This is a genomic window from Macrococcus epidermidis (assembly GCF_024205965.1).
GTDB classification, from domain to species: Bacteria; Bacillota; Bacilli; order Staphylococcales; family Staphylococcaceae; genus Macrococcoides; species Macrococcoides epidermidis.
This window is the reverse complement of the sequence record NZ_CP073819.1, coordinates 1,978,153-2,001,389: the sequence shown is the minus strand read 5'-3', so window position 1 is coordinate 2,001,389 and position 23,237 is coordinate 1,978,153. Positions and strand designations below refer to the sequence as shown.

Annotated in this window: 26 protein-coding genes and 1 pseudogene; 20 read left to right on the top strand and 7 right to left on the bottom strand. The window is 34.4% G+C overall.

What is annotated here, in order from left to right:
• Window positions 1–30 precede the first annotated feature (30 nt).
• Window positions 31–336 carry a YtxH domain-containing protein gene (locus KFV12_RS10685; protein ID WP_096075937.1) on the bottom strand — a complete coding sequence of 102 codons (306 nt, stop codon included), beginning with the start codon at window positions 334–336 and terminating at the stop codon, window positions 31–33.
• Window positions 337–517: 181 nt separating this feature from the next.
• Here KFV12_RS10685 and KFV12_RS10680 point away from each other — a divergent pair, with 181 nt between their 5' ends.
• The 4 genes from KFV12_RS10680 (at window position 518) to KFV12_RS10665 (ending at window position 2,874) form a co-directional block, all read left to right on the top strand.
• A complete protein-coding gene (locus KFV12_RS10680) occupies window positions 518–715 on the top strand; it encodes a DUF1128 domain-containing protein (protein WP_133447018.1) in 198 nt (65 codons plus the stop codon).
• 26 nt (window positions 716–741) lie between these two features.
• Window positions 742–1,977 carry an aminopeptidase gene (locus KFV12_RS10675; RefSeq protein WP_254256740.1) on the top strand — a complete coding sequence of 412 codons (1,236 nt, stop codon included), beginning with the start codon at window positions 742–744 and terminating at the stop codon, window positions 1,975–1,977.
• 55 nt (window positions 1,978–2,032) lie between these two features.
• Window positions 2,033–2,206, top strand: coding sequence for a hypothetical protein (locus tag KFV12_RS10670; protein WP_165983398.1), 174 nt, complete (start codon window positions 2,033–2,035; stop codon window positions 2,204–2,206).
• Between the two features lie 149 nt (window positions 2,207–2,355).
• A complete protein-coding gene (locus KFV12_RS10665) occupies window positions 2,356–2,874 on the top strand; it encodes an acyl-CoA thioesterase (protein WP_111715874.1) in 519 nt (172 codons plus the stop codon).
• Between the two features lie 33 nt (window positions 2,875–2,907).
• On the opposite strand, the gene KFV12_RS10660 is transcribed toward KFV12_RS10665, so the two are convergent.
• Complete coding sequence (locus KFV12_RS10660; protein WP_158554295.1) at window positions 2,908–3,426, bottom strand: helix-turn-helix domain-containing protein; 519 nt, start codon at window positions 3,424–3,426, stop codon at window positions 2,908–2,910.
• A gap of 129 nt (window positions 3,427–3,555) precedes the next feature.
• Window positions 3,556–4,680 (bottom strand): radical SAM/CxCxxxxC motif protein YfkAB, encoded by a 1,125-nt coding sequence (gene yfkAB, locus KFV12_RS10655; protein WP_254256739.1) that lies wholly within the window; start codon window positions 4,678–4,680, stop codon window positions 3,556–3,558.
• A 134-nt stretch (window positions 4,681–4,814) separates the two neighbouring features.
• On the opposite strand from yfkAB, the gene KFV12_RS10650 reads away from it, so the two are divergent.
• The 8 genes from KFV12_RS10650 to KFV12_RS10615 all read left to right on the top strand — a co-directional run bounded on the left by KFV12_RS10650 (window position 4,815) and on the right by KFV12_RS10615 (window position 12,073).
• Window positions 4,815–4,973, top strand: coding sequence for an SE1561 family protein (locus KFV12_RS10650; protein ID WP_096075943.1), 159 nt, complete (start codon window positions 4,815–4,817; stop codon window positions 4,971–4,973).
• An 11-nt stretch (window positions 4,974–4,984) separates the two neighbouring features.
• Window positions 4,985–6,364, top strand: coding sequence for a 23S rRNA (uracil(1939)-C(5))-methyltransferase RlmD (gene rlmD / locus KFV12_RS10645; protein ID WP_111715878.1), 1,380 nt, complete (start codon window positions 4,985–4,987; stop codon window positions 6,362–6,364).
• Between the two features lie 90 nt (window positions 6,365–6,454).
• Entirely contained in the window at window positions 6,455–6,973 is a 519-nt protein-coding gene (locus KFV12_RS10640) for a type 1 glutamine amidotransferase domain-containing protein (protein ID WP_254256738.1), read from the top strand.
• A gap of 800 nt (window positions 6,974–7,773) precedes the next feature.
• Window positions 7,774–8,487 carry a glycosyltransferase gene (locus tag KFV12_RS10635; RefSeq protein WP_111715881.1) on the top strand — a complete coding sequence of 238 codons (714 nt, stop codon included), beginning with the start codon at window positions 7,774–7,776 and terminating at the stop codon, window positions 8,485–8,487.
• A 57-nt stretch (window positions 8,488–8,544) separates the two neighbouring features.
• On the top strand, window positions 8,545–9,339 hold the full coding sequence (gene recX / locus KFV12_RS10630; RefSeq protein ID WP_254256737.1) for a recombination regulator RecX: 795 nt from the start codon (window positions 8,545–8,547) through the stop codon (window positions 9,337–9,339).
• Window positions 9,336–9,656 (top strand): YfhH family protein, encoded by a 321-nt coding sequence (locus tag KFV12_RS10625; protein WP_165983397.1) that lies wholly within the window; start codon window positions 9,336–9,338, stop codon window positions 9,654–9,656. The genes recX and KFV12_RS10625 overlap by 4 nt, the downstream gene beginning before the upstream one ends.
• Window positions 9,657–9,667: 11 nt before the next feature.
• Entirely contained in the window at window positions 9,668–11,200 is a 1,533-nt protein-coding gene (locus tag KFV12_RS10620; RefSeq protein ID WP_254256736.1) for an ATP-binding cassette domain-containing protein, read from the top strand.
• Between the two features lie 9 nt (window positions 11,201–11,209).
• A complete protein-coding gene (locus KFV12_RS10615) occupies window positions 11,210–12,073 on the top strand; it encodes a hypothetical protein (RefSeq protein ID WP_254256735.1) in 864 nt (287 codons plus the stop codon).
• A gap of 32 nt (window positions 12,074–12,105) precedes the next feature.
• On the opposite strand, the gene KFV12_RS10610 is transcribed toward KFV12_RS10615, so the two are convergent.
• Window positions 12,106–13,098: a metal-dependent hydrolase gene (locus KFV12_RS10610; protein WP_254256734.1), complete on the bottom strand. Its 993-nt coding sequence runs from the start codon at window positions 13,096–13,098 to the stop codon at window positions 12,106–12,108.
• Between the two features lie 96 nt (window positions 13,099–13,194).
• Between KFV12_RS10610 and mutY the strand changes: the two genes are divergently transcribed.
• From mutY to KFV12_RS10585, 5 genes and pseudogenes are all read left to right on the top strand, one after another.
• Entirely contained in the window at window positions 13,195–14,238 is a 1,044-nt protein-coding gene (gene mutY, locus KFV12_RS10605; RefSeq protein ID WP_254256733.1) for an A/G-specific adenine glycosylase, read from the top strand.
• 72 nt (window positions 14,239–14,310) lie between these two features.
• The gene (gene ntdP, locus KFV12_RS10600; protein ID WP_096075953.1) at window positions 14,311–14,859 is read left to right on the top strand and encodes a nucleoside tri-diphosphate phosphatase; all 549 of its coding nucleotides are present in this window, start codon (window positions 14,311–14,313) and stop codon (window positions 14,857–14,859) included.
• Between the two features lie 47 nt (window positions 14,860–14,906).
• Complete coding sequence (locus KFV12_RS10595) at window positions 14,907–16,652, top strand: ABC transporter ATP-binding protein (protein WP_254256732.1); 1,746 nt, start codon at window positions 14,907–14,909, stop codon at window positions 16,650–16,652.
• 117 nt (window positions 16,653–16,769) lie between these two features.
• A pseudogene (locus KFV12_RS10590) lies at window positions 16,770–17,042 on the top strand (glutamate synthase-related protein); the annotation flags it as partial.
• A gap of 132 nt (window positions 17,043–17,174) precedes the next feature.
• Entirely contained in the window at window positions 17,175–17,780 is a 606-nt protein-coding gene (locus KFV12_RS10585) for a DNA-3-methyladenine glycosylase (protein WP_111715894.1), read from the top strand.
• Window positions 17,781–17,808: 28 nt separating this feature from the next.
• Here KFV12_RS10585 and KFV12_RS10580 read toward each other — a convergent pair whose 3' ends face one another.
• Both KFV12_RS10580 and KFV12_RS10575 read right to left on the bottom strand, forming a co-directional pair.
• On the bottom strand, window positions 17,809–18,894 hold the full coding sequence (locus KFV12_RS10580) for an FUSC family protein (RefSeq protein ID WP_239243182.1): 1,086 nt from the start codon (window positions 18,892–18,894) through the stop codon (window positions 17,809–17,811).
• A gap of 54 nt (window positions 18,895–18,948) precedes the next feature.
• A complete protein-coding gene (locus KFV12_RS10575; RefSeq protein ID WP_254256731.1) occupies window positions 18,949–20,247 on the bottom strand; it encodes a glutamate-1-semialdehyde 2,1-aminomutase in 1,299 nt (432 codons plus the stop codon).
• An 80-nt stretch (window positions 20,248–20,327) separates the two neighbouring features.
• On the opposite strand from KFV12_RS10575, the gene KFV12_RS10570 reads away from it, so the two are divergent.
• From KFV12_RS10570 to perR, 3 genes are all read left to right on the top strand, one after another.
• A complete protein-coding gene (locus KFV12_RS10570) occupies window positions 20,328–20,783 on the top strand; it encodes a peroxiredoxin (RefSeq protein WP_099581126.1) in 456 nt (151 codons plus the stop codon).
• Between the two features lie 12 nt (window positions 20,784–20,795).
• Window positions 20,796–21,746 (top strand): phosphoglycerate dehydrogenase, encoded by a 951-nt coding sequence (locus tag KFV12_RS10565; RefSeq protein ID WP_111715900.1) that lies wholly within the window; start codon window positions 20,796–20,798, stop codon window positions 21,744–21,746.
• A gap of 130 nt (window positions 21,747–21,876) precedes the next feature.
• Window positions 21,877–22,335, top strand: coding sequence for a peroxide-responsive transcriptional repressor PerR (perR, locus tag KFV12_RS10560; RefSeq protein WP_254256730.1), 459 nt, complete (start codon window positions 21,877–21,879; stop codon window positions 22,333–22,335).
• Between the two features lie 27 nt (window positions 22,336–22,362).
• Here perR and KFV12_RS10555 read toward each other — a convergent pair whose 3' ends face one another.
• Window positions 22,363–22,785: a YgzB family protein gene (locus tag KFV12_RS10555; protein WP_099581132.1), complete on the bottom strand. Its 423-nt coding sequence runs from the start codon at window positions 22,783–22,785 to the stop codon at window positions 22,363–22,365.
• Window positions 22,786–23,237 lie beyond the last annotated feature (452 nt).

The window sequence follows — 23,237 nt, the reverse complement described above, 5'->3', positions numbered from 1 at the left end:
TCCACCTCATTATTAAATTGATTTAAGCAATTATCCGTTTGGTCCAGAGATTTTCTTTTGGTTACGCTTTTGAATAAATGTATCTTTTGCATCTAAAATAGCACGTTCTAATTCTGGGTTATTACGACGGATTTCATCGATTGTTTCTTTCCAGTATAATAACTCATCTTTTAAATTTTTAGCTTTCGCTTTTGTAGATGGAGCTGGTGTGATACCGTTTTGTTTTGTTGATTGTACTTGATTTTTAACCGAACTACGTGTCTTTTTATCAATCATTGATACTGCGGCACCGATAATAGCACCAGCAATTGTTGCAGGGATTAATTTGTTATTCATAATTGTTCTCCTCCTATATTGTAAGAAATGGTGTGTTTCACACCTATTAATTATTATATAGCCATTTGCAGAGATTGATAAACAAAGAAATATCAAAAATACAAAAATTTTATATTATTCATTTTTTGAATAGTTTGATAAAATAGAATTTGTATGAAATTTGAAAGAGAAGGTGCTAATGATGAATAAAGAACAAATGGTAAATGAAATCATTCAAAAGTTAAAATTAGTAAATGTCGGTGTAATAAAGCCTGAATCTATTGACGATAACAAAATTGATGAATTAAGAGAGATACATGAGATGGTAACAAAAAGAGACAGCTTTTCTCCAAGTGAGATGAGTGCGTTAACAGATGCATTAGGGCAACTAAGAAAATAATATTTATACAGAAAAGGGGATAACACATGAACTACAACAAAGAAGAAAAATTACAAAAATACGCTGAATTACTTGTCAAAGTCGGAATGAACGTTCAAAAGGACCAACGTGTATTTATTCGTGCAACAGTTGACGCAAAAGATTTTGTTCATTTAATCGTAGAAGAAGCTTATAAAGCAGGATCAAGTGATGTTAAAGTATCTTATGGTGATGACCGTCTGGCACAATTAAACTTCCAGTATCGTGATCAGTCTGCATTTGAAAAAGTACCACAATATTTAATCGATGAGCGTATGGATTACGCGAGAGACTATGCAGCACAATTAGCATTAATTTCTTCAAGTCCTGAAAATTTAAAAGATGCAGATCCTGCGAAAGTAGCAGCTAATATGAAAGCTTATGGCGCTGGATTTAAAGAATATATGAAGATGATGCAGTCAGACCAGTTCTCTTGGACAGTTGCAGCATATCCATCACCAGCATGGGCGCAATTAGTATTCCCTGAATTAGAGGAAGCTGAAGCGTTCGATAAATTATTAGATGCTATATTAGAATCTGTACGTATGAATGAAGCAGATCCTGTTCAGGCGTGGGTTGAACATAATGATAATCTGCATGCGAAAGCAGACTACTTAAACCAAAAAGCTTATGTGGCATTGCATTATACAGCACCAGGAACTGACTTAAAAGTTGGACTTCCGAAAGGACATATTTGGAGTGGTGCTTCTAGTATCAATAAAGATGGAACGTCATTCATGGCCAATATGCCGACTGAAGAAGTATTTACGGTACCTCATAAAGATGAAGTTAATGGTACAGTATCCAGCACATTACCGTTAAGCTACGGTGGCAATATTATCGATGAATTTACTTTAACATTTAAAGACGGTGTCGTAGTTGACTTTGATGCGAAAGTTGGTAAAGACATTTTAGAAGGATTATTAAACTCAGATGAAAATGCAAAAAGATTAGGTGAAGTCGCATTAGTTCCACATGATTCACCAATTTCAAATTCAAAGATTCTTTACTATAATACTTTATTTGATGAAAATGCATCTTGTCACTTAGCATTAGGTTCTGCCTATCCTTTCTGTATCGAAGGTGGTAAGGAAATGAACGATGAAGAGCTGGCAGCACACGGTTTAAACAATTCCATTACACATGAAGACTTTATGATTGGTTCTGCTGAAATGAATATTTCAGGTATTACAGCAGACGGACAAGAAGAAGCAATCTTTGTAAATGGAAATTGGGCGTTTTAATTTTTAAAATAAAGTGATATGATTATATTATTATTGATATAAGAGGAGGATGGTCATGTCAGTTCCTATGATGTGGTTAGTAGTTATCGCATTCTTATTTGTGATCTTTACTTTCGGTGGATTTATTATGATGACGTTAATCAATGCATTTGATTCTAGAGAATCAGATATTATTGATACACCTGAAGAAGCTTTAGAAAAGAAAGTTTTTGCAGACGATTTACATTAATAACTTTTAAAGAGATAGATTTCTATCTCTTTTTATTTTTTGTGCTAGCGACAAAGAAAGAATACTGCTAGCGCATAACAGAATCAAATCATGCATATACTAAATTAAACTTTAATCATTACATAAAGTAATAGAATAGAGGTATGACGATGACAGAACGATTAAAAAAGACGATGAATGCATCAAAGACAGTTAAGACGAAACAAATCTTTCCGACTGATACGAACCATCATAATACATTATTCGGCGGAAAACTCATGGCTTTAATTGATGATGTGGCAAGCATTGCGGCAACACGGCATTGTGCGCGTTCAGTAGTAACGGCAAGTACAGATTCAGTTGACTTTTTAAAGCCGATACGTCCTGGTGAAGTAGTGACACTCGAAGCGGTCGTAACCTATACAGGTACATCATCTCTGGAAGTATGTGTGCAAGTCATTTCAGAAAATGTAATTCAGCAGACAAAACAGTTAGCTGCGATTAGTTTCCTGACTTTTGTAGCACTGGATGAAGATAATAAACCGGTTATTGTACCTGAAGTCATTGCAGAGACAGAAGATCAAGTTTGGCTGAATGAAACAGGGAAAGAACGTGCAGAATTTCGTAAAAGCAGAAGAGATAAAAGTAAAGAACTATTAAATTTCTTTGAGAAAAATATTGAAGTATAAAAAAACGAATCCGGATTGATTTCCGAATTCGTTTTATTGTTTGTGTATCTCATTCACTACAAGAAATTCAACAGCTTCATCAGTAAAGTTGTACCAGTAATGAGGTTCGTGCGCATCAAACATATAAGATGCGCCAGGCTGTAATTCTAAACGTTTCGTACCAACCGTAAGTGTCAAAGTTCCTTTGATACAGTAAATAAATTCAACACCAGCATGTTGACTTGAATCATCCTGACTTGCACCAGGCTGTAATACAACGCGAATCGGTGTAAATGCGCCAGGTACGCCGTTTGATAAGTTTTGATATGTAAATGACTTAGTAAGTTCTGAAGCATCAACTTCTGTCTTTTCAACAGTTGTTGTATGGAAGAAATAACTTGGATGAATCTCTAATGCATCTGCAATCTTTCTAAGTGATGCCATCGTTGCGCTACATTTATTCGTTTCCAACTGTGAAAGAAAAGCGATAGAAACGCCAGTTTCATCCGATATGTATTTTAAAGTTTTATTCTGCTTCTTTCGAATTTCTCTTATCTTTTCCCCGATTGTCATATGAATAACACCCCTAAAATATACTTTATATATCATTATACATGAAAATTAGCATCGAATAATAAGAATATTTCAAAAAAACTAATTATTAATAAAAAAAGACCCAGAGTGGGTCTTGATGGGATATCATTATTGATTCATCCTAATTTCATTTGCTTTAAAATCAACATTCGGATAATACATATTTTTAACGAGTAGATTCGGTCCTAAACATTTCACTTTTGGACAGTGGCAGTTTAGGGATTGATTGAGTGCACTTACCTTCCACTTATCATAGATTTCTTGAAGTGGCGTCGTAATAATATTTTCAATTGTGCCCGTCTCATCGCCAAAGTCGGTTACAATTACGTCACCTGTAAATACGTTGACATTTAATCTAGATCGACCATCCGGATCGTTACGAACCGTAACATTTTTAGCTTTATTTACTTCTTCCAGGAATAATAAATCATCTTTATCAAATGAACAAGGAAGAATAGGTAACGTTCCAAATAACATCCAGGTTTCCTGATCTCTAAATGAAAGAAGCTTTCTGATTGCAGCTTTCGTTTCTTCAGTTGTTAATACATTTAAGTCACTTGCAAAGTCAGATGGGTACATCGGATGTACTTCATGACGTGCACATTTCATATCATTTACGATTTCATGATGAATCTTTTCAAGATAAGGTAGCGTGCTTTTATTCAGCATCGTCTCAGCTGAGACGAACATGCCTGCTTCAGATAATTTGCGCGAATTCTCAATCATCTGTTCATAGAGCTTATAACGTGCAGCAAGTGGGGGTTTCTTATCCATTACGTGGAAACCAACTTCTGCAAATTCATCGATTGTACCCCAGTTATGAGAAATATGCATGACATCAACCAAGTCAATAATTGGTTCATATCGATCGTAATTAATCGTTAAATTCGAATTCATCTGTGTATAGATACCACGGTCCTGAGCATATTTTAATATTGGAATAACAGTCTCTTTGATTGATTTCTTTGAGAACATCGGCTCTCCGCCTGTAACACTTAAAGTAGAGAGATGTTCAACTTCATCCAGACGTTTGAAAATGGTCTTCATATCAATCGTATCCGGATCTTTTAATTGCAATGTATAACCGACAGCGCAATGTGCACAACGCATATTGCATAAAGTGGTCGTTGTAAATTCAATGTTTGAAAGTTTCGTTTCACCATATTTTTCAACGTCGTTATATGCTTCCCAAGGATCATTGTGAATTGAAATTTTGTCTTTCAAATGTATCATTTTTAGCCTTCTTTCCAGTAATCGTCTTTTTCTATTATGAACGTGTGAGAATGTTTGTCAATAATAAATACATTGAAAGTTTAAGGAATCTGTTACATAATGAATACATTCATAGAATAAAAAAGGAGCACATTATGACTAAAGATTCTTTAGAAGAAATTAAAGTAAAATTAAATGATTTTATGGAGACGATTGATTCAGTAGACCCTGAGACAACAGATATTCATGATATCGATGAATGGTTAGCGTTACTTGATCAGTTAGAACAGAAAGTAAAATCTATTCAACAATAAGGAGATAAGTTATGGCAGATATACAAGTAAAGATCGGTCAGCAGTTTCCTTTAACAATTAAAAGACTCGGTATAAACGGCGAGGGAATAGGTTATTTTAAAAGGAAGATTACATTTGTTAAAGGGGCATTACCGGGCGAAGTAATCGTGGCACAAGTTACAGATATAAATCATAAATATTTAGAAGCGAAGATGGTAAAGATTCGTGAAAAATCAAGAGAGCGCGTGAAACCACCGTGTAATGTATTTGATTTATGTGGTGGATGTCAATTACAGCATCTGTCATATAATGGACAATTGAAATATAAGAAACAAATCGTTGAAGATGCTATTACTAAATACGCACCTCACGTTAAGCTTGATTCAATTAGAGACACTTTAGGCATGGCTAATCCATTTGGTTATCGAAATAAAAATCAATTCCCAGTGGAGAAATCAGGACGAAAAATTCGTGCAGGACTATATAAAGAGCATTCTAATACTTTGATTGATTTACATGAATGTATCGTACAAGATGATCGTACGATGAAGACGACTAATGAAATCAAGAAGATTATGAGTGAGCTGAATATAGAAGTTTGTAAAAATCCGTCGCGTGATGTTGGAGTTCGACATATTATTACCCGTGTAGCACTTGCGACTGGGGACTTACAAGTAGTCTTCGTAACCAATACGCGTGATTTAAAGAAGCAGGACTTGTTAGCAGAACGTGTGATGCGTTTACCTGGTGTTAAAGGTGTTGCAATAAACATCAATAAAGAGAAGACATCGATTGTAATGGGAAATGAGACAATCGTTATTGCTGGTGATGAGACGATTCGTGAAACGTTACAAGATCACGTGTATGACTTATCAGCAGAAAGCTTCTTCCAGTTAAATCCGAAACAAACCGTTGTACTTTACAAAGAAGTAGAACGTGCGGCAGGATTGACAGGCAAAGAAAATGTTGTTGATGCATTCTGTGGAACAGGTACGATTGGTATATGGTTAGCAGATAATGCGAAAGAAGTGCGTGGAATGGATACGAATGAAGATGGAATCGTTAATGCTATCTATAATGCTACAGCAAACAATAAAGATAACTGTAAGTTTGAAATTGGTGATGCATCAGAGAAATTAAATGAATGGATTGAAGAAGGCTTCTATCCAGATGTAATAACAGTGGATCCGCCAAGAACAGGATTATCTGAAGAAACCATTAAATTAATCAATGAAATCAAACCGAAGACATTCGTCTATACAAGCTGTAACCCTTCGACATTGGCAAAAGACTTAGCGCATTTAACGAAAGCGTTCCAGGTTGAGTACATTCAGCCGGTGGATATGTTCCCACAAACAGCGCAAGTGGAAGCGGTTGTGAGACTTGTACGAAAAAGAAAATTAGGGAAATAACAGTTACATCCATAGTAATTTGCTATGGATGTTTTATCATTTTTAAGATGGGTAAATAATACTATAACGATTTTAGGAGGAATTTATATTATGACTAAGAAAATCGCAGTAGTATTAGACAATTTATTTGAAGATGTAGAATTTACGAGCCCGGTTGAGGCCTTTGAAAAAGAAGGACATGAAATTACTGTTATCGGTAAAGAAGCAGGTAGCACAGTAAAAGGTAAATCTGAAGATACAAAAGTTCAAATCAACAAAGCAATCAGCGATGTAAAACCTGAAGACTTCGATGCGTTACTTATCCCTGGTGGCTTCTCACCTGATATGTTACGTGGAGATGAACAAGGTCGTTTCGGTGAATTTACGAAACATTTCGTGCAAGAGGAAAAACCTGTATTTGCTATCTGTCATGGACCGCAATTATTAATCGATACAGATTTATTAAAAGGTAAAAAGTTAACAAGTTATTTATCTGTACGTAAAGATTTAGAAAATGCTGGTGCAACAGTAGTAGACGAATCAGTTGTTGTAGATAGCAATATCGTAACATCACGTACACCTGATGACTTAGAAGACTTTAACCGTGAATCATTAGCATTATTAAAATAAATTAGTTTAATTAACCAGCTGACAAATGTCAGCTGTTTTTTTGAGTTAGCGACAAACCTAGAATATCGCTAGCAAGTGGCGAATAGGATTGTAATTATAAAGATGCTAGCGACAAACGTAAAATATCGCTAGCAAGTACCGAAAAAGAATCGAAAACAAAAAGATGCTAGCGACAAACGTAAAATATCGCTAGCAAGTACCGAAAAAGAATCGAAAACAAAAAGATGCTAGCGACAAACGTAAAATATCGCTAGCAAGTAACAAAAAAGAACCGAAAACAAAAAGATACTAGCGACAAACGTAAAATATCGCTAGCAAGTACCGAAAAAGAATCGAAAACAAAGAGATGCTAGCGACAAACGTAAAATATCGCTAGCAAGCAACAAAAAATAATCGAAAACAAAGAGATGCTAGCGACAAACGTAAAATATCGCTAGCAATTAACGAAAAAGAACCAAAAACAAAAAGATGCTAGCGACAAACGTAAAATATCGCTAGCAACTAACGAAAAAGAATCGAAAACAAAAAGATACTAGCGACAAACGTAAAATATCGCTAGCAACTAACGAAAAAGAATCGAAATCATAAAGATGCTAGCGACAAACGTAAAATATCGCTAGCAAGTACGGGAAAAGAATCGAAAACAAAGAGATGCTAGCGACAAACGTAAAATATCGCTAGCATAAACACTAACATCACCTCATACATCCCAGGACTGATTTTATACACATCCTGCTTCTTTTAATTCCAAACATTTAACCGTGGTGGTAAGATGAAATTAAGAAAAGAGGTGCTTACAGTTGAGAAGAAAAAAACGTGGATGCGGTTGTTTTTCTATTTTACTAATCCCATTACTATTGATTATGTTATATGTCGGTTTTAATGTATATAAAGGCTTTCAAGTCGATATCGGTGAACTTCGTACAATTGAGCAACAGGAAACTTATGTTGCCACACAAGATATGCAGCCTTATGTGAAAAATGCATTCATCGCTGTTGAAGATAAACGCTTCAATTCACATGATGGTGTCGATTGGTTTGGAACTGCACGTGCCATTATCGTCTCTATCAAAAACGGAGAAGCTTCACAAGGTGGGAGTTCTATCACCCAGCAACTTGCGAAGACGTACTTCTTTAATAATGAAAAGTCTATTTCACGAAAGATTAAGGAAGTTGTAGTCGCTAAACGTATAGAGAATAACTTCACAAAAGATCAGATTATGAGTTATTATTTGAATTCCATCTATTTTGGAAATAATCATTATAATATTGAAAGTGCTGCGAACGCAGATTTTAATGTCAGTACACATAAAGAAAATCAATATTACCCTCAAATAACAGTACTCCAAAGTGCCTTGCTGGCAAGCAGTATTAACGCACCATCTGTATACCATCCAGAAGCTTATCAATCAGACACTGCTTTAAAGACACGTACAAAAGAAACGCTACAAAAGATGCTGGATCAGAAATTTATTGATCAAACGCAATATAATGAAGCTGTAAGTGGGTTATAATATGTATAAGGTTAACGCTAAATATTCATTTAGCGTTATTTTTATGGAGGTTTTATGATGGAGAAAAAAATCACCAAAATAGAAGTACAGAAAAATAATAAAGAACGCTTTAACTTATATATCAATGGTGAATTTTTCGCAGGTATTGATGCTGCTACTTACGTTCATTTTAATCTGAAGAAAGATTTAATACTTACAGACGAAATGCTGATTAAAATCGGTGAATATGATGGATATCGTGTAGCGATCAATAAAGCCATTCAATATTTATCATATAAGAAGCGCACAGAAAAAGAAGTACGAGATTACTTGATGAAGTTAGAGGTAAATCCACAGGCAATTGATAAAGCAATCGAGTATTGTAAGGTAAATGGTTATATCAATCACGAAGATTATTGTATTAGCTTTATGAATACAATGCTAAATACGACTGATAAAGGTCCGGTTATCTTTGCTCAGAAATTAAAGGAACTTGGTGTAGAGCAAAATTTAATCGATAACTATTCATATCAATTCGAAACTGAAGTTACCAAAGAAAGAATAGATAAAATTGCCGCTAAAATAACAAGAAAGTACGAAAAAAAGCAATCTGCACGTATGATTCAGCAAAAAATAATGCAAACTCTGATTCAAAAAGGTTATAATTTGGATATTGCAAATGATGCTTTAAAAAATGTTAAAATAGAAACAAACGAAGACGCACTACAAAAAAATCTTGAAAAAGAAGTTAATCGTTTAGCGCGTAAACATGAAGATTTTGAACTGAAGCAAAAAGTCATTCAAAGCATGATGAGAAAAGGTTTTGAATACGATATAATAATAGAACGTTTAAAGGATAGTGGACTCGAGTGAATGAGAAAAAATTAATCGAAATGAATGAACATGAACTACGTGAGATTGTCGGTACTTATCGTGAAAAAGCAAGAAAAGCTGAAACGATGGGGATTGTAAATGAATATGAAGTCTGGATGCGTAAAGCTTTGATTGCAGAGAGCTATATGGTTGATACAAAAAAGGTTGAAATCGGTAAAGTATATCAACTGATTGGAAATCAAAAAGAATACTTTAAAGTTGAGCGCATTAAAGGCGTATTTGCGTGGGGATTCAGATTAGGTTCCCAATTAGATGAAGAAGGGATACCTTTGGCACTGTTACAGCTTGATGCTTAAGGAGAATAAAAATGTCAAATAATATTTTAGTAAGACTGGTAAATGTAACAAAATACTTCCGTCATGTCAGCGGATTCTCAAAGTTTAGAGATATTATTATGCCGGAATCTAAAAATCATCATGTTGAAGTAAAAGATGTTACGATTCATCTATACAAAGGAGAAATTTTAGGTTTAATCGGACTACCCAACTCTGGGAAATCCGTCATTGGTAAATTAATATCGAAAGTTGTTGAACCAAATGAAGGACGTGTAAAAAACGATCATCCGACTTTTTTAGCGAGTCATAACCATATTCTTGATGGGGAATCATCAGTTAAGCAACTGATTGAATCTATCTTCTTATCGTATAATCTTCCATTAAATTCATTTAATGAAAAACGTAAACATGTACTGGAATTTAGTGGTTTAAAAGATCAGGAGAAAAAATCAACGAATGATTTAACGACATCTGACCGCTCTAAGTTAATGATAGCATTAGCATATTTTTTAAAGCCGGAAGTTATTATATTTGATGATTTATATCAACATCTTGATGATGTTTTTAAAGAGAAATTTGGCATGGTGATTGATTTACTTGTTAAGGAAGGCAAATCAATCGTATTAATTGAGTCAGATATTGACTTTATTAATTCCAAAGCAAATTATATTACCTGGATGAGTCATGGACAGGTGAGGAAGTCTGGTACGCCAGCTGAAATTATTCCACTATATCATACATATATTAAAGAATATAATAGTTGTCGTAATGAGAGTGAAAGAGAACTGTTTGATTTGAATTATAAGATGGGCAGATCTCTTGATCATGATGAAGGAGATAAATTAAGTCGTATCAAACGTTATGGTGGGTTTATTGTAGATGAAAGCCTACAAAAGCTGCTTACAACGAGTGCACTAATATTGTTTGGTATTGCCCTAATGTTCGTATTATTACTGAATAATATCGGTGTACCAAGTAAAATTACTGCTACTGATGAAAATAGTATCGTCGAAAAACCGAAGAAAGAATATATCGATAAATATGCATTCGGTGTAACAAATAAGGAAACGAAGCTTACAAATAAATCTAAAGATGTTAAGTTACCAGGCAATACAGTACTAACGATCTCCGGCTTGAACGAAAAGGTTTATAGAGTAGATTTTGCAGGCAACGCAATGGATGTGAATAAAAAAGATATTACTTATATCAATCCAGCTGCATTGTATGATGAGCATACGTATAGTGAGCTTGAAGATTATATGTATGGCAATTATGTTAACTTTAGAGAATTCTTTAATGGGTACTTAGGCAAAAGTCATGCAACAATCAATAAAGAGTTGTATCCGGAAACAAAAGATAGATATAAAGTTAAATTAACAAAGAATAAAATTAATCTGCATTTTAACGATACGAATCATATGAACGGCATAAGTTTTCCGATAGAAAATGCAGCGGGTTTAAAAAAGAAATTTGGCATTCAAACAGATGAATGGATCGTAAAAATTGGAGAGGGATATGGCATTGCAGACTTTTCGAAGAATGAATGGCTATATATTCAAATGTAGGTGTGAATCATGAATGAATTATTAAACACAATCAAATATATTCCACATACAATTAAAAATGCTTTAATTGAGATTTACTATAACCAAAAGCTTTATTCTATCTGGTTATTGATTAACTTACTATTAATTGCTGCGACTTTCTTGTTGCTTAATATTACCGAAAGTCTGCCGATTGAAAAATTATCCAAAGTATGGTCGCTTTCTGGTTATTTAGTATTCTTCTGGATTGCATGTTCCGTATATTTTTCTATGAAGATGTTACAGACAAGAGGGTTTATGTTAAATATTACAAATACACCGACATACGTATTAACGACGGTTCAGATTATTAATTTTTTCTTGTTGTTTATATTATCTTTATTGATGTTGTTGCTTATTTCAGCGACAAACAAAGTAGAGATGGATACAAGCTTTCTGTGTATATTGTACTTTTCATTATTAACATTTTTATTATTGATGCCAATATGTACGTTACTTGCTTTAACATCACATTTAATTCGTAATATGCGCTGGATTATCATAGGCATTTTAGCAGTTATTTTTATTAGTGTGCCTATTTTATGGATTCCATCAGATTTACCTGAATTTGTTGTAAACATATTAAAGCTTAATCCATTTTACTTTGTAGTGAATGGTATTGAAGAGTCTGTTGTATTAGGAACAACACCTTTTCTTAATTTACCGAGCCAGATGATCTTCCTTTTCGAACTAATATTAATCTACATGTGGTTTAGCTATCTTTACAAAATTCTAAAGGATGAAATCAATGTCAATAAATCTGTGATGTCCGTTAATGAGGTTAACTTTAAGCATAAAGACAATAAACTGAACATAAAAAATTTTAACTTCAGCAAAATAAAAAATAAAAAGTAAAAAATAGAGTAAAAGATGCAGTCCTGTATCTTTTACTCTATTATTTTTACGTGGCCACGTAATAATTTTTGTTGTAATTTATCTTCAGAGAACACCCATCCGGTATAACTATGAGTTACCTTGTAATCTTTATCTAGTCCTAATATGGCTACAAATGAATAGTGTCCTTTCTTTAAATAACGTAAATCAATAAAACGCAGTTCATAGCCAGTTTCTGTTTTTGTAACTGTCCAGCGGTAAATTGAGCTGAAATTAATGAAAGCTTTAAAATTAGGGTCATTCTTTGCATCCTGCATATATTTTGCTTCAGGAAAAGGTACGCGTTTAAAGCGATCATTAAAGTTAACCGAACGCTTATAGCTACGACCAATATAATCATGTGTGTTTGTCTGAATGGCGACACGCCATTCAAAGAAACGTATTGTAGGTGCAACGAAAGTTTTGATAATGCTTTCGTCTTTCGGTATCAATTTGATGGCTGCACGTTTAATCGATTGTTGAAGTATACGTCTAATGATATAGTAGATTACTAGTATAATAATTAAGCTTGTAAAGATATAAACGGGATTGCCACCAAAGTACCACAAAGTGATTGCACCAATATGCAATAAGAAAATGATAGGATCAAACGTATTGATAATGCCAATTTGAATCCATTTCTTCGTCAGCGGTCTAAGTGCCTGTGTGCCATAAGAATTAAAAATATCGACAAATACGTGCAGAAAGACAGCAATTTGTGCCCATAACCATATATGGAAATATTGATTTTCTTTAAAGATAAAACTCACTAATATTGTGATGAGGATTGGCCACATCAATGTAAATGGAATTGAATGTGTAATACCTCTATGGTTATTGATATAGACGGCATTATTTTTAAATTTTAACACTGTATCAATGTCAGGAATCTGACTTCCGACCATTACTGTTGTTACGATTGCAGGGTACATTGTTGTAACTGCCGGATCAATCGTTGATAATCCTGCAAGTGCAACGCCCATAACGACATGAGTAGCTGTATCCATATGAATCATCCCTTTCATATACTATTATAAGCGAAATTTCATAGAAGCATGAACGAAAATAATCGAATTAACAATAAATTTAGAAAGTTGGTTGTTATGAAACATAAAACAACGTTTAGTAAAGATTTATTAAACTGGTTTAAACAGAATAAAAGACAGATGCCGTGGCGTGAGACGAAAGACCCATATAAAATATGGTTGTCTGAAGTCATGCTGCAACAAACACAAGTTAATACTGTTCGTGCCTATTACACAAGATTTATCGAGCGATTCCCGAATATTGATATACTCGCTGAAACACCGATTGAAGATGTCGCGAAATATTGGGAAGGTTTGGGCTATTATTCACGCATTAGAAATTTCCATCAGGCAATTCGTGATGTAAAAGAACATTACAATAGTGAAGTACCAAATGACCCGACTACATTCCTCTCATTAAAAGGTGTTGGTCCATATACACAGGGCGCAGTGATGAGTATTGCATTTAATCATCCACTACCGGCAGTGGATGGCAATGTATATCGTGTATTCGCAAGACTCGATAATGATCATTTTGATATATCTAATTCAAAAGCACGACGTCATTTTGAATCGAAAGTAATGGAAGTGATGCCGGAAGCAGCAGGTGACTTCAATGAAGCATTGATGGAACTGGGAGCAACGGTGTGCACTCCGAAAGCCCCTTTATGTATGCTTTGTCCCGTTCAAAGTCACTGCGAGGCTTTTGAAGAAGGAAGTGTATTGAATTTACCAGTTAAGTTGAAAAAAGTTAAGAAAACTGTTCAGCAATATAAAGTTCTGATCATCCAAAAGGATGGACAAATCATTATTGAACAGCGACCTGAAACAGGATTACTTGCTTCGATGTGGCAGTTTCCGATGTTTGAAATAGATACACATGTCAGTGATATTGAAGAAAAAATGGATATGTCATTGTTTATTGAAGACACACCAATCGTTAAGACGAAGCATCAATTTACACATCTGGAATGGCAGCTGGAAGTATATATTGCACATACAAAAGATATCATACCTGAAAACTATCAACTCATTTCAGTTGAAGATAAAAATTCATATAATTTTCCGGTATCGATGACTAAAATCTTTAATTATTATATTGATAACAATCATCAAGTTTAATTTCGTTTATTGAGTCCTTTATTGTGTTATAATTTAAAATGCAAATATTATAAATTATAGGTGGTGTGGAATATGGTCAAAGAATCCATACCAAATGAAGGCCAGAATGTGCAGATACAAAGTTATAAACATAATGGGAAAATCCACAGAGTCTGGTCTGAAACAACGATTTTAAAAGGGACAAATCATGTTATCATTGGGGGTAATAATCGCACACTTGTAACTGAAAGTGACGGTAGAACATGGGTTACAAGAGAACCAGCTATCGTGTATTTTCATTCAGAGTATTGGTTTAATGTCATTTGTATGTTTAGAGAAGATGGTGTGTATTATTACTGTAACTTATCATCACCATTTATTTACGATACAGAAGCCATTAAATACATTGATTATGATTTAGATATTAAAGTCTATCCTAATGGTAAGTATCACTTATTGGATGAAGATGAATATGAACAGCATATGAAACAGATGAACTATCCAAAAGAGATTGATGAAATCCTAAGGCGAAACGTTGATATTTTGCAGCAATGGATTGAGAGGAAAAAGGGACCATTTGCGCCGGATTTCATAAAGGTCTGGCAAGAGCGTTTTCATTTCCAGAAAAGAATGAAAGATTAAATCAACCTATCTTTAGGTTGATTTAATTTTGTTAAGGGAGTTTTTATATGATAAAACGGTATATGCAGTTTGTTAAACCATACTGGATGTTGATTATTTTAACCATTGCCATCGGAATTCTGAAGTTTGGTATACCTTTACTGATTCCATTACTGATTAAATATGTGATTGATGATGTCATCAGTAATGGTGCCCTGACAATTGAAGAGAAAAAGTCAGCATTGATAAATGCAATATTAATCTTTGGATTTATCTTCGTTGTCATCCGTCCACCGGTAGAATATTATAGACAATATTTAGCACAGTGGACAAGTAACAAAATATTGTATGATATTAGAAAGAAACTATATAAACATTTACAGGCACTAAGTGTCAGATTTTATGCTAACAATAAAGTTGGAGAAGTTATTTCACGTGTAATTAATGATGTAGAGTCAACGAAAGACTTCATCGTTACGGGATTGATGAATGTCTGGCTGGATCTGGTTACAATCATCATCGCACTTGCAATCATGTTTACGATGGATGTGAAATTAACATTAATTTCATTGATTGTATTCCCATTCTACATGTTTAGTATCTATTACTTCTTTGGTAATCTCCGCAAATTAACGCGTGCACGAAGTCAATCTCTAGCAGAAGTACAAGGTTTCTTGCATGAACGTGTGCAGGGGATGACTGTGATCAAGACATTTGCAATTGAAGAGGAAGAGAATGAACGCTTTAATAAACGCAATAAAAATTTCCTGAAGAAAGCAACTGACCATACGAAATGGAATGCGAAAAGTTTCGCGGTCATTAATACGATTACGGATATCGGTCCACTGCTTGTTGTAGGGTTTGGTGCTTATCTCGTGATTGAAGGAAACTTAACAGTAGGTAGTTTAGCAGCGTTTATCGCCTATCTCGACCGTTTATACGGACCGCTACGTCGATTAGTATCTTCATCAACGACGCTGACACAAAGTTTAGCTTCAATGGACCGTATGTTCCAGCTATTTGATGAACCATATGATATAAAAGATGAACCGCATGCACGTGATATCAAAGTTCAGCACGGTGACATTACATTTAAAAATGTAGGATTTAAATATAATGAAAATGATGAAGAAGTGTTGCATCATGTCAATCTGGATATCAATAGCGGTGAAACTGTAGCGTTTGTTGGTATGAGTGGTGGCGGAAAGTCGACGATGATCAGTTTAATACCAAGATTCTATGATGTGACTAGCGGTGAAATTGAAATTGATCATACTCCATTAAAAGATTATTCAATAGAAAGCTTAAGAACACAGATTGGAATGGTTATGCAGGATAATATACTGTTCTCTGAATCAATCAGAGAAAATATATTACTCGGTAAACCAAATGCGACAGAAGAAGAAATGATCTATGCAGCAAAACTTGCGAATGCGCATGACTTTATCATGAGTTTACCGGATGGTTACGACACAGAAGTTGGTGAACGTGGTGTTAAATTATCTGGTGGTCAAAAACAACGTGTTGCTATTTCGCGTGTATTCCTAAAGAATCCACCGATATTAATCCTGGATGAAGCGACAAGTGCACTTGATCTTGAAAGTGAAGCGGTTATACAGGAAGCGCTGGAAACATTATCGAAAGATAGAACAACCGTGATTGTTGCACATAGACTATCTACGATTACACATGCAGATAAAATTGTTGTGATTCAGAACGGTGAGATAGTTGAAATTGGTACGCACCAGGAATTAATGAACAACCGCTCACACTATTATAATTTATATTCAATTCAGCATTTAGAAGCAGAATAGTGTGGAGTGTTTGAGCCCTCTATTGTATGATAGATCTATCATACATGGGGGGTATTTTTTGTGGACTTGTTACAAACGATTCAATAGATTGTGGATACAATTCTTTTGATACTGATTGTTGTTATTGCACTTGGTCTTGGCGCAGACTTAGTTCAAGTTGCACGTGCGATGATGATGAGTGTCGGATGTATTATGGCCCAACAATGTCATACGAATGACTGTCCTGTAGGAGTAGCAACAACTGATCCGGATAAAGAGAAAGGTTTAGGTGTAGAAAGTCCGACACAAATTACAGCGAAACACTTATTATATCGTACTGAAAATGGTGAGATTATTACTGGTGAACAGTACGAAAATAGAATGTATAAAGCTTTAAAAGAAGCTGTTTAATTATAAAGCGATAAACTCAATTTGGGTTTATTGCTATTTACTTTATTTTTTTAGAATGATTTCTTAATTGAGTCTAAATTAAATTTGCATATCAAGATATTGTAAGGGTAAATGAAGAATGAGGTGATATTAATGGATTTAACATTTCTTAAAGATGACACGCTTTTAGCTGCAAAAAATTTACTCGGTAAAAAAATTACTACAAAAATAGACGGCAAGCTTACAAGCGGCTATATAACTGAAGTAGAAGCCTATTTAGGAGAAGCGGATAAAGCAGCACATGCTTACCAGTTACGTCGTACGAAGAAAAATGAAATGATGTATCGAGAATACGGTGGTGTATATGTCTATACGATGCATGGACATCACTGCATGAATTTTATAACACGTGATGCTACAAGACCAGAAGGGGTATTGATAAGAGCGATTGAACCTGATGAAGGGATTGATACAATGATTGAGCGTCGAGGCAGAGCAGTAAATATTACTGATGGTCCAGGAAAATTAACACAAAGTTTAGGTGTTAAGCGCGATTTACATAATGGGACACGGTTAAATGAAGGACCTATTCAGTTATCTGAAGGTAAGGTGCCAGCGCAAATAATAGAAAGCAAACGCATCGGTATCGATAATAAAGAAGAAGCAGTAGAATATTTATATCGATTTACTGTAAAGGGCAATCCTTACGTTTCAAAAGACAGCGTTAAACCTGAAGAGAAAAATGGCTGGAAAGCATAAATTAAAAAAGCAGTCGAAAGACTGCTTTTTAATAATCGATATTTTCGTTTGCTATCGTGATCTTTTTATCTTCTTTATGGTATTTATAGAAACTATGTGTAATGCGGTCGAGATGTTCTAATCGGTCTCGATAATCGAAAATAGTACCGATAACAATTAAAACATGTTCTTTACTATATTCAGGTGATTGCTGTTGTTCTATTTCTTTTAGGAATGCATCAAGAATATTTTCTTTAAATGCTTCGTTAATCATGTAGTTATCATCAATTTTAGTGGCTGGAACTTTTTGAGTTACGCGCATTAAAATTTCCTCGTGTATCGTCATTAATTCATCAAGTTCAAATTTAATCTGGACTTTTAATTCCTCTGGTAAATGGATAATATCATTTTCATAGCGATGCAATTTTCGTAAAACATCATGTGCACGTCGTGTCGCTAAAATAATTTCTTTAAAAATAATTTTTTTCCTGATGTTACGAATACTTCCTTTTTTTGAATATGCACGTTCTTCTTTATATAAGTTATATTGCTCTTCCACTTTTTCGATTCTGCTTCGAATATCATCGATGTCATGTTTTACTGCATGAAATTCTGTCGACCCGTTAATTTCAAGTCGAATCCATTTAAAAATATCGCTACTGATATTCAAACAGTTATAATACATCTTCGTTTCAAACTTAGGTGGCAGGAACAATGTATTCACGACAAATGCACTTACTACGCCAATCATAACAAAAGTGAATCGATAAATAGCAGATAAAAAGAAATCACCATCCTGATGATCCATTATGATGAGCTGTGTTACGACGGCAAGACCCGTTACATGAGATAAGTTTAGTTTTTGTAATACAGAAATTAGAATAATTGATGTGATACCGATAATAACGATATGAAATCCGAATAAATGTGCCATAATAACAGCTAATACTGCGCCGATTAGATTTCCTTGAAACTGTTCGATGATAGTCTTAAAAGATCGATAGACGTTTGGCTGCATAGCAAATAATGCTGAGATACCAGCTACGATTGCACCAGGTGCATTAATTGCATGGGCGATAAATAAAGAAATGATGATAGCGATGCCGGTTTTAAAAATACGTGCGCCTAATTTCATTTGTTAGTTCTACCTCATTATTTGATTGATAGTACACTTATACATGAATTTCAATTATTTTTCAACCGTCATTGACATAAAAGCATTTTCTACAGCCTTTAATGTGTCCTGAATATCTTGTTCTGTATGTTCAGTTGTGATAAACCATGCTTCATACTTCGAAGGTGCTAAATTAATACCTTGGTTCAGCATCAATTTAAAGAACTTCGCAAATGCTTCACCGTCAGTGTTTTCTGCTTGTTCATAGTTGATAACTTTTTCATCTGTAAAATAAATGGTCATTGCTCCCATTAAACGGTTGATTGTTGCACGAATATTATATTTTTCGATAAGCACTGACATACCGTCCTCTAATATTTTACCGAGACGATCTAGCTCTTCATAGACACCATCTTGTTTAATGACTTCAAGTAACGCAATACCTGCCTGCATACTTAATGGATTACCTGCCATCGTACCTGCCTGATATGTTGGACCGAGTGGTGCCACATGTTCCATAATGTCTTGGCGACCACCATATGCACCGATAGGTAATCCGCCACCGATGACTTTACCAAAAGCTGTTAAGTCGGGTTTTACGCCTAGAAGATCCTGAGCACCACCATACATGAAGCGGAAAGCGGTAATTACTTCATCATAGATTACTAAAGCACCATGTTCATGGGCGATATCATTTACTGCTTGAAGAAATCCTTCTTTCGGTTCAACGATACCAAAGTTACCGACAATCGGTTCAACTAATACTCCGGCAATCTGATCACCGAAATGGTGGAAGGCTTCTTTAAATTGTTCAATATCATTAAATGGAACAGTGATCACTTCTTGTGCCACACTTTTTGGTACACCTGCAGAATCAGGCGTACCGAGTTGTGATGGACCACTACCTGCAGCAACAAGTACCAAATCAGAATGTCCATGATAACAACCGGCGAATTTAATAATCTTATCACGCTTCGTAAAAGCTCGTGCTACTCGGATTGTTGTCATTACAGCTTCGGTTCCAGAGTTTACGAAACGGACCTTTTCTAAAGAAGGAATCGCTTCTTTCAGCATTTCAGCAAACACAACTTCGTGTTCAGTCGGCGTACCATATAATACACCATTTTCAGCTGCACGCTTAATCGCTTCAGTAATATGGGGATGTGCATGTCCTGTAATGATAGGTCCATATGCTGCTAAATAATCAATATATTTATTACCATCAACATCGTAGAAGTATGCACCTTCACCACGTGCCATCACTACTGGCGCACCGCCGCCAACTGCTTTATAAGAACGCGATGGTGAGTTGACGCCACCTAAGATTGCTTCATTTGCGCGTTGCTGTATTTTTTCAGAATTTGTAAAATTCATTTTATCAACCTCTTTTTGTTTAGTATTTTCGTCTACTAGTCTATCATAGAGTTAATAAAAATTTGATTAGGAGGATTAAAATGTTGAAAATTGGAGATAATTTACCTGCATTTGCAATGGAAAATCAAAATGGAGAAGTTGTAACGAATGAATCGTTACTTGGACAAAAGACGGTATTATATTTTTATCCGAGAGATAATACACCGACATGTACAACACAGGCTTGTGATTTTAATGATCATCTGGAAGATTTGAATGAACTGGGTGCAAAAATTTACGGAGTGAGTGGGGACAGTAAAACGAAACATACAAATTTTATTAAAAAGCACAATTTGAAATTTGATTTACTTGTTGATGATAACTATCAGTATTCAGAGGCACTTGGTATTTATCGTTTGAAAAAATCATTTGGCAAAGAAGCAATGGGTATTGTAAGAACTACGATTATTCTGGATGAAGATAACAAAGTTATTGCATATTTTGATGGTGTTAAGGTGAAACAACAAATGGATGATATTCAGTCAGTTTTACGATAAGGAGAGAAAGCAATGAAAGTGATTTCTACGATTGATCTAAAAGAATTGATAGACGAATTAAGAGAACAATATCCAGAACACCAATTTATCCAGCGTGAAGGATTTGATCGTTTAACAGATGAGGATATTCAAACGATGGAAGTCATCATTACTTATGATTCTAAGTTGAATGAAACAATCATTAATAAAGCGAAAAACTTAAAATGGATTGCATGGTATGCAGCAGGTGTTAATAAATTGCCACTACCCCTTATCAATGACAAAGGAATCACATTAACTAACGCGCGTGGGGTGCATAAAATCCAAATTTCTGAGTATATATTCAGCTATATTATGACTGATTATAAAAATGTAATTCCTTACTATGAACTACAGCAAGAAAAAGGATATAAAACAAAGATTCGTCATAAAGAGTTATTTGAACAGACGATTACCTTTATCGGAACGGGTGAAATACCGCAATATGCAGCACATATCGCAAAAGCTTTCGGTATGAAAGTGATTGGTCTTAATACAGATGGTAGAGGTATCGCAGGATTTAATGAAGTATATGCAATAAATGACAGAGAAAAAGCGTTTGCTCAGTCAGATATTATCGTCAATGTATTGCCTGAGACAGAGAAAACAATAGATTTACTAGCAATAGAAGATTTTCAGGCGATGGGTGAGGATGCTTTATTTATAAATGTCGGAAGAGGGACGATAACAAAAGAAGAAGTGCTTATAAAAGCTTTGCAGGATAAAGTAATAAGAAAAGCATGTTTAGATGTGTATTACAATGAACCACTTGAACCGACAAATCCTCTTTATGCATTAGACAATGTTATTATGACACCGCATATCACTGGGAACAGTGTTCATTATAATCGACGAGCAACAGAAATCTTTAAGAAGAATTTGTCTGTTGGTATAGAAAACAAAGCGGATTTTGTAAATAAAGTCGATGTTTCAAAGGGATATTAAGGTCATCGATAAAAGCAATAAATAAGCGAGATGCATAGGACTATCATTACATCCCGAAATTGTCTATTTGACATTTTTGAAAAAAAGAATGTAAAATAGAATTAATATAAAGTAGGAAAGGGGTGTTATGATGTCAGCTGAATTGAATATGGAACATATGCTTGACGATGCGATTCAAAGTTTACGAAAAACTGGCGTGAGAATAACACCGCAAAGACAGGCAGTACTCAGATTTTTAATCGAATCTAATAGTCATCCTACTGCCGATGAAATATATAAAGCGTTATCGCCACAGTTTTCGAACATGAGTGTAGCAACTGTCTATAACAATTTAAAAGTTTTTAAAGACAGCGGTTTAGTTAAAGAGCTCACATATGGAGATGCAGCAAGTCGTTTTGATTTTGGAACAGATAACCACTATCATGTTATATGTAGTGAATGTGGTAAGATTACTGATTTCCACTATCCTAGACTTGATGAAGTAGAGAATATCGCTCAACATATTACAAGCTTTGCAGTGACACATCATCGTATGGAGATTTATGGTGTATGTCCAGAATGTATGAACAAAAAAGGAAATCGCAAATAGCGATTTCCTTTTTTGATATTAAATGTTCTACAAGTTACTATCGTTATTAGTTTCTTGTTTTTCTTTTTCTTCTAATACTTTACTCTTTCTTGCGTTGTTATAATCTTCGTTAAATTCTTTTCCTTCTAATGTAGGATCTAACGTAAGTGGCTGGTTGCAGTTTGCACAAATATCAGCACGACCTAACATTTTAGTATAGTGCTCACAGTTTGGACATCGCACCTGAATGGTCTTTGTTGAAAGCATTCCAATCCAGAAATAAACAACGAAACTAATTAAGAAAAGAATCGTTCCTAATAATAAGAACAGAGAAAAGATCAGTTGACTATGGTAAAAGTAAAAGATTGCAGAACCGATATACATAACGATCATTGCCAGGAAGATTAAGCCGAGTGCCCATGAACGGATGCGATTAATCTTGCTTGTAGGTTTTTTATTGAATAATTTCAAACCATCATCTCCTATATAATACTGAAAAGCATTATATCATATTAATACATGATTATCTCATTTAACTATATCTTCTTTATAAAAGAACGAAAGAAACTGATGGAATAAGTACTAAGATAAGATAGTATCTTCAAAGAAATTACTATAGTTTACTTTAAAAGACTAAATAAAGATAAAAAAAATTAATAAAAGGTATTGACGAAAGTAATCCATCTTGATAAGATATAAAAGTCGCTGAAAACAAGCGATGCACAGCTTTAAGACATCGAAAATAACAAAGTGAAAAAGTGTAAAACTTGCACTTGAAACTATGTTCATAACGATGTAATATAATAAAGCAAGAAAGATTACTGCTTGAAACGAAACAAACAATCAAGTGTAAAACTTCTTAAAAATAAGTGTTGCAAAGAGTTGAGAGTTATGGTAACATTAATTCTTGTAACGCGAAAAAT

What these genes read in the sequence shown, in the direction of transcription:
- KFV12_RS10565 (WP_111715900.1), top strand. Translation starts at nt 20,796, where the DNA reads ATGAAAGTGATTTCTACGATTGATCTAAAAGAATTGATAGACGAATTA.
- mutY (WP_254256733.1), top strand. Translation starts at nt 13,195, where the DNA reads ATGAAACATAAAACAACGTTTAGTAAAGATTTATTAAACTGGTTTAAA.
- KFV12_RS10610 (WP_254256734.1), bottom strand. Translation starts at nt 13,098, where the DNA reads ATGGATACAGCTACTCATGTCGTTATGGGCGTTGCACTTGCAGGATTA.
- KFV12_RS10620 (WP_254256736.1), top strand. Translation starts at nt 9,668, where the DNA reads ATGTCAAATAATATTTTAGTAAGACTGGTAAATGTAACAAAATACTTC.
- KFV12_RS10660 (WP_158554295.1), bottom strand. Translation starts at nt 3,426, where the DNA reads ATGACAATCGGGGAAAAGATAAGAGAAATTCGAAAGAAGCAGAATAAA.
- KFV12_RS10570 (WP_099581126.1), top strand. Translation starts at nt 20,328, where the DNA reads ATGTTGAAAATTGGAGATAATTTACCTGCATTTGCAATGGAAAATCAA.
- yfkAB (WP_254256739.1), bottom strand. Translation starts at nt 4,680, where the DNA reads ATGATACATTTGAAAGACAAAATTTCAATTCACAATGATCCTTGGGAA.
- KFV12_RS10580 (WP_239243182.1), bottom strand. Translation starts at nt 18,894, where the DNA reads ATGAAATTAGGCGCACGTATTTTTAAAACCGGCATCGCTATCATCATT.
- KFV12_RS10585 (WP_111715894.1), top strand. Translation starts at nt 17,175, where the DNA reads ATGGATTTAACATTTCTTAAAGATGACACGCTTTTAGCTGCAAAAAAT.
- ntdP (WP_096075953.1), top strand. Translation starts at nt 14,311, where the DNA reads ATGGTCAAAGAATCCATACCAAATGAAGGCCAGAATGTGCAGATACAA.
- KFV12_RS10675 (WP_254256740.1), top strand. Translation starts at nt 742, where the DNA reads ATGAACTACAACAAAGAAGAAAAATTACAAAAATACGCTGAATTACTT.
- KFV12_RS10640 (WP_254256738.1), top strand. Translation starts at nt 6,455, where the DNA reads ATGACTAAGAAAATCGCAGTAGTATTAGACAATTTATTTGAAGATGTA.
- KFV12_RS10575 (WP_254256731.1), bottom strand. Translation starts at nt 20,247, where the DNA reads ATGAATTTTACAAATTCTGAAAAAATACAGCAACGCGCAAATGAAGCA.
- KFV12_RS10685 (WP_096075937.1), bottom strand. Translation starts at nt 336, where the DNA reads ATGAATAACAAATTAATCCCTGCAACAATTGCTGGTGCTATTATCGGT.
- KFV12_RS10665 (WP_111715874.1), top strand. Translation starts at nt 2,356, where the DNA reads ATGACAGAACGATTAAAAAAGACGATGAATGCATCAAAGACAGTTAAG.
- KFV12_RS10670 (WP_165983398.1), top strand. Translation starts at nt 2,033, where the DNA reads ATGTCAGTTCCTATGATGTGGTTAGTAGTTATCGCATTCTTATTTGTG.
- KFV12_RS10680 (WP_133447018.1), top strand. Translation starts at nt 518, where the DNA reads ATGAATAAAGAACAAATGGTAAATGAAATCATTCAAAAGTTAAAATTA.
- recX (WP_254256737.1), top strand. Translation starts at nt 8,545, where the DNA reads ATGGAGAAAAAAATCACCAAAATAGAAGTACAGAAAAATAATAAAGAA.
- perR (WP_254256730.1), top strand. Translation starts at nt 21,877, where the DNA reads ATGTCAGCTGAATTGAATATGGAACATATGCTTGACGATGCGATTCAA.
- KFV12_RS10615 (WP_254256735.1), top strand. Translation starts at nt 11,210, where the DNA reads ATGAATGAATTATTAAACACAATCAAATATATTCCACATACAATTAAA.
- rlmD (WP_111715878.1), top strand. Translation starts at nt 4,985, where the DNA reads ATGGCAGATATACAAGTAAAGATCGGTCAGCAGTTTCCTTTAACAATT.
- KFV12_RS10595 (WP_254256732.1), top strand. Translation starts at nt 14,907, where the DNA reads ATGATAAAACGGTATATGCAGTTTGTTAAACCATACTGGATGTTGATT.
- KFV12_RS10650 (WP_096075943.1), top strand. Translation starts at nt 4,815, where the DNA reads ATGACTAAAGATTCTTTAGAAGAAATTAAAGTAAAATTAAATGATTTT.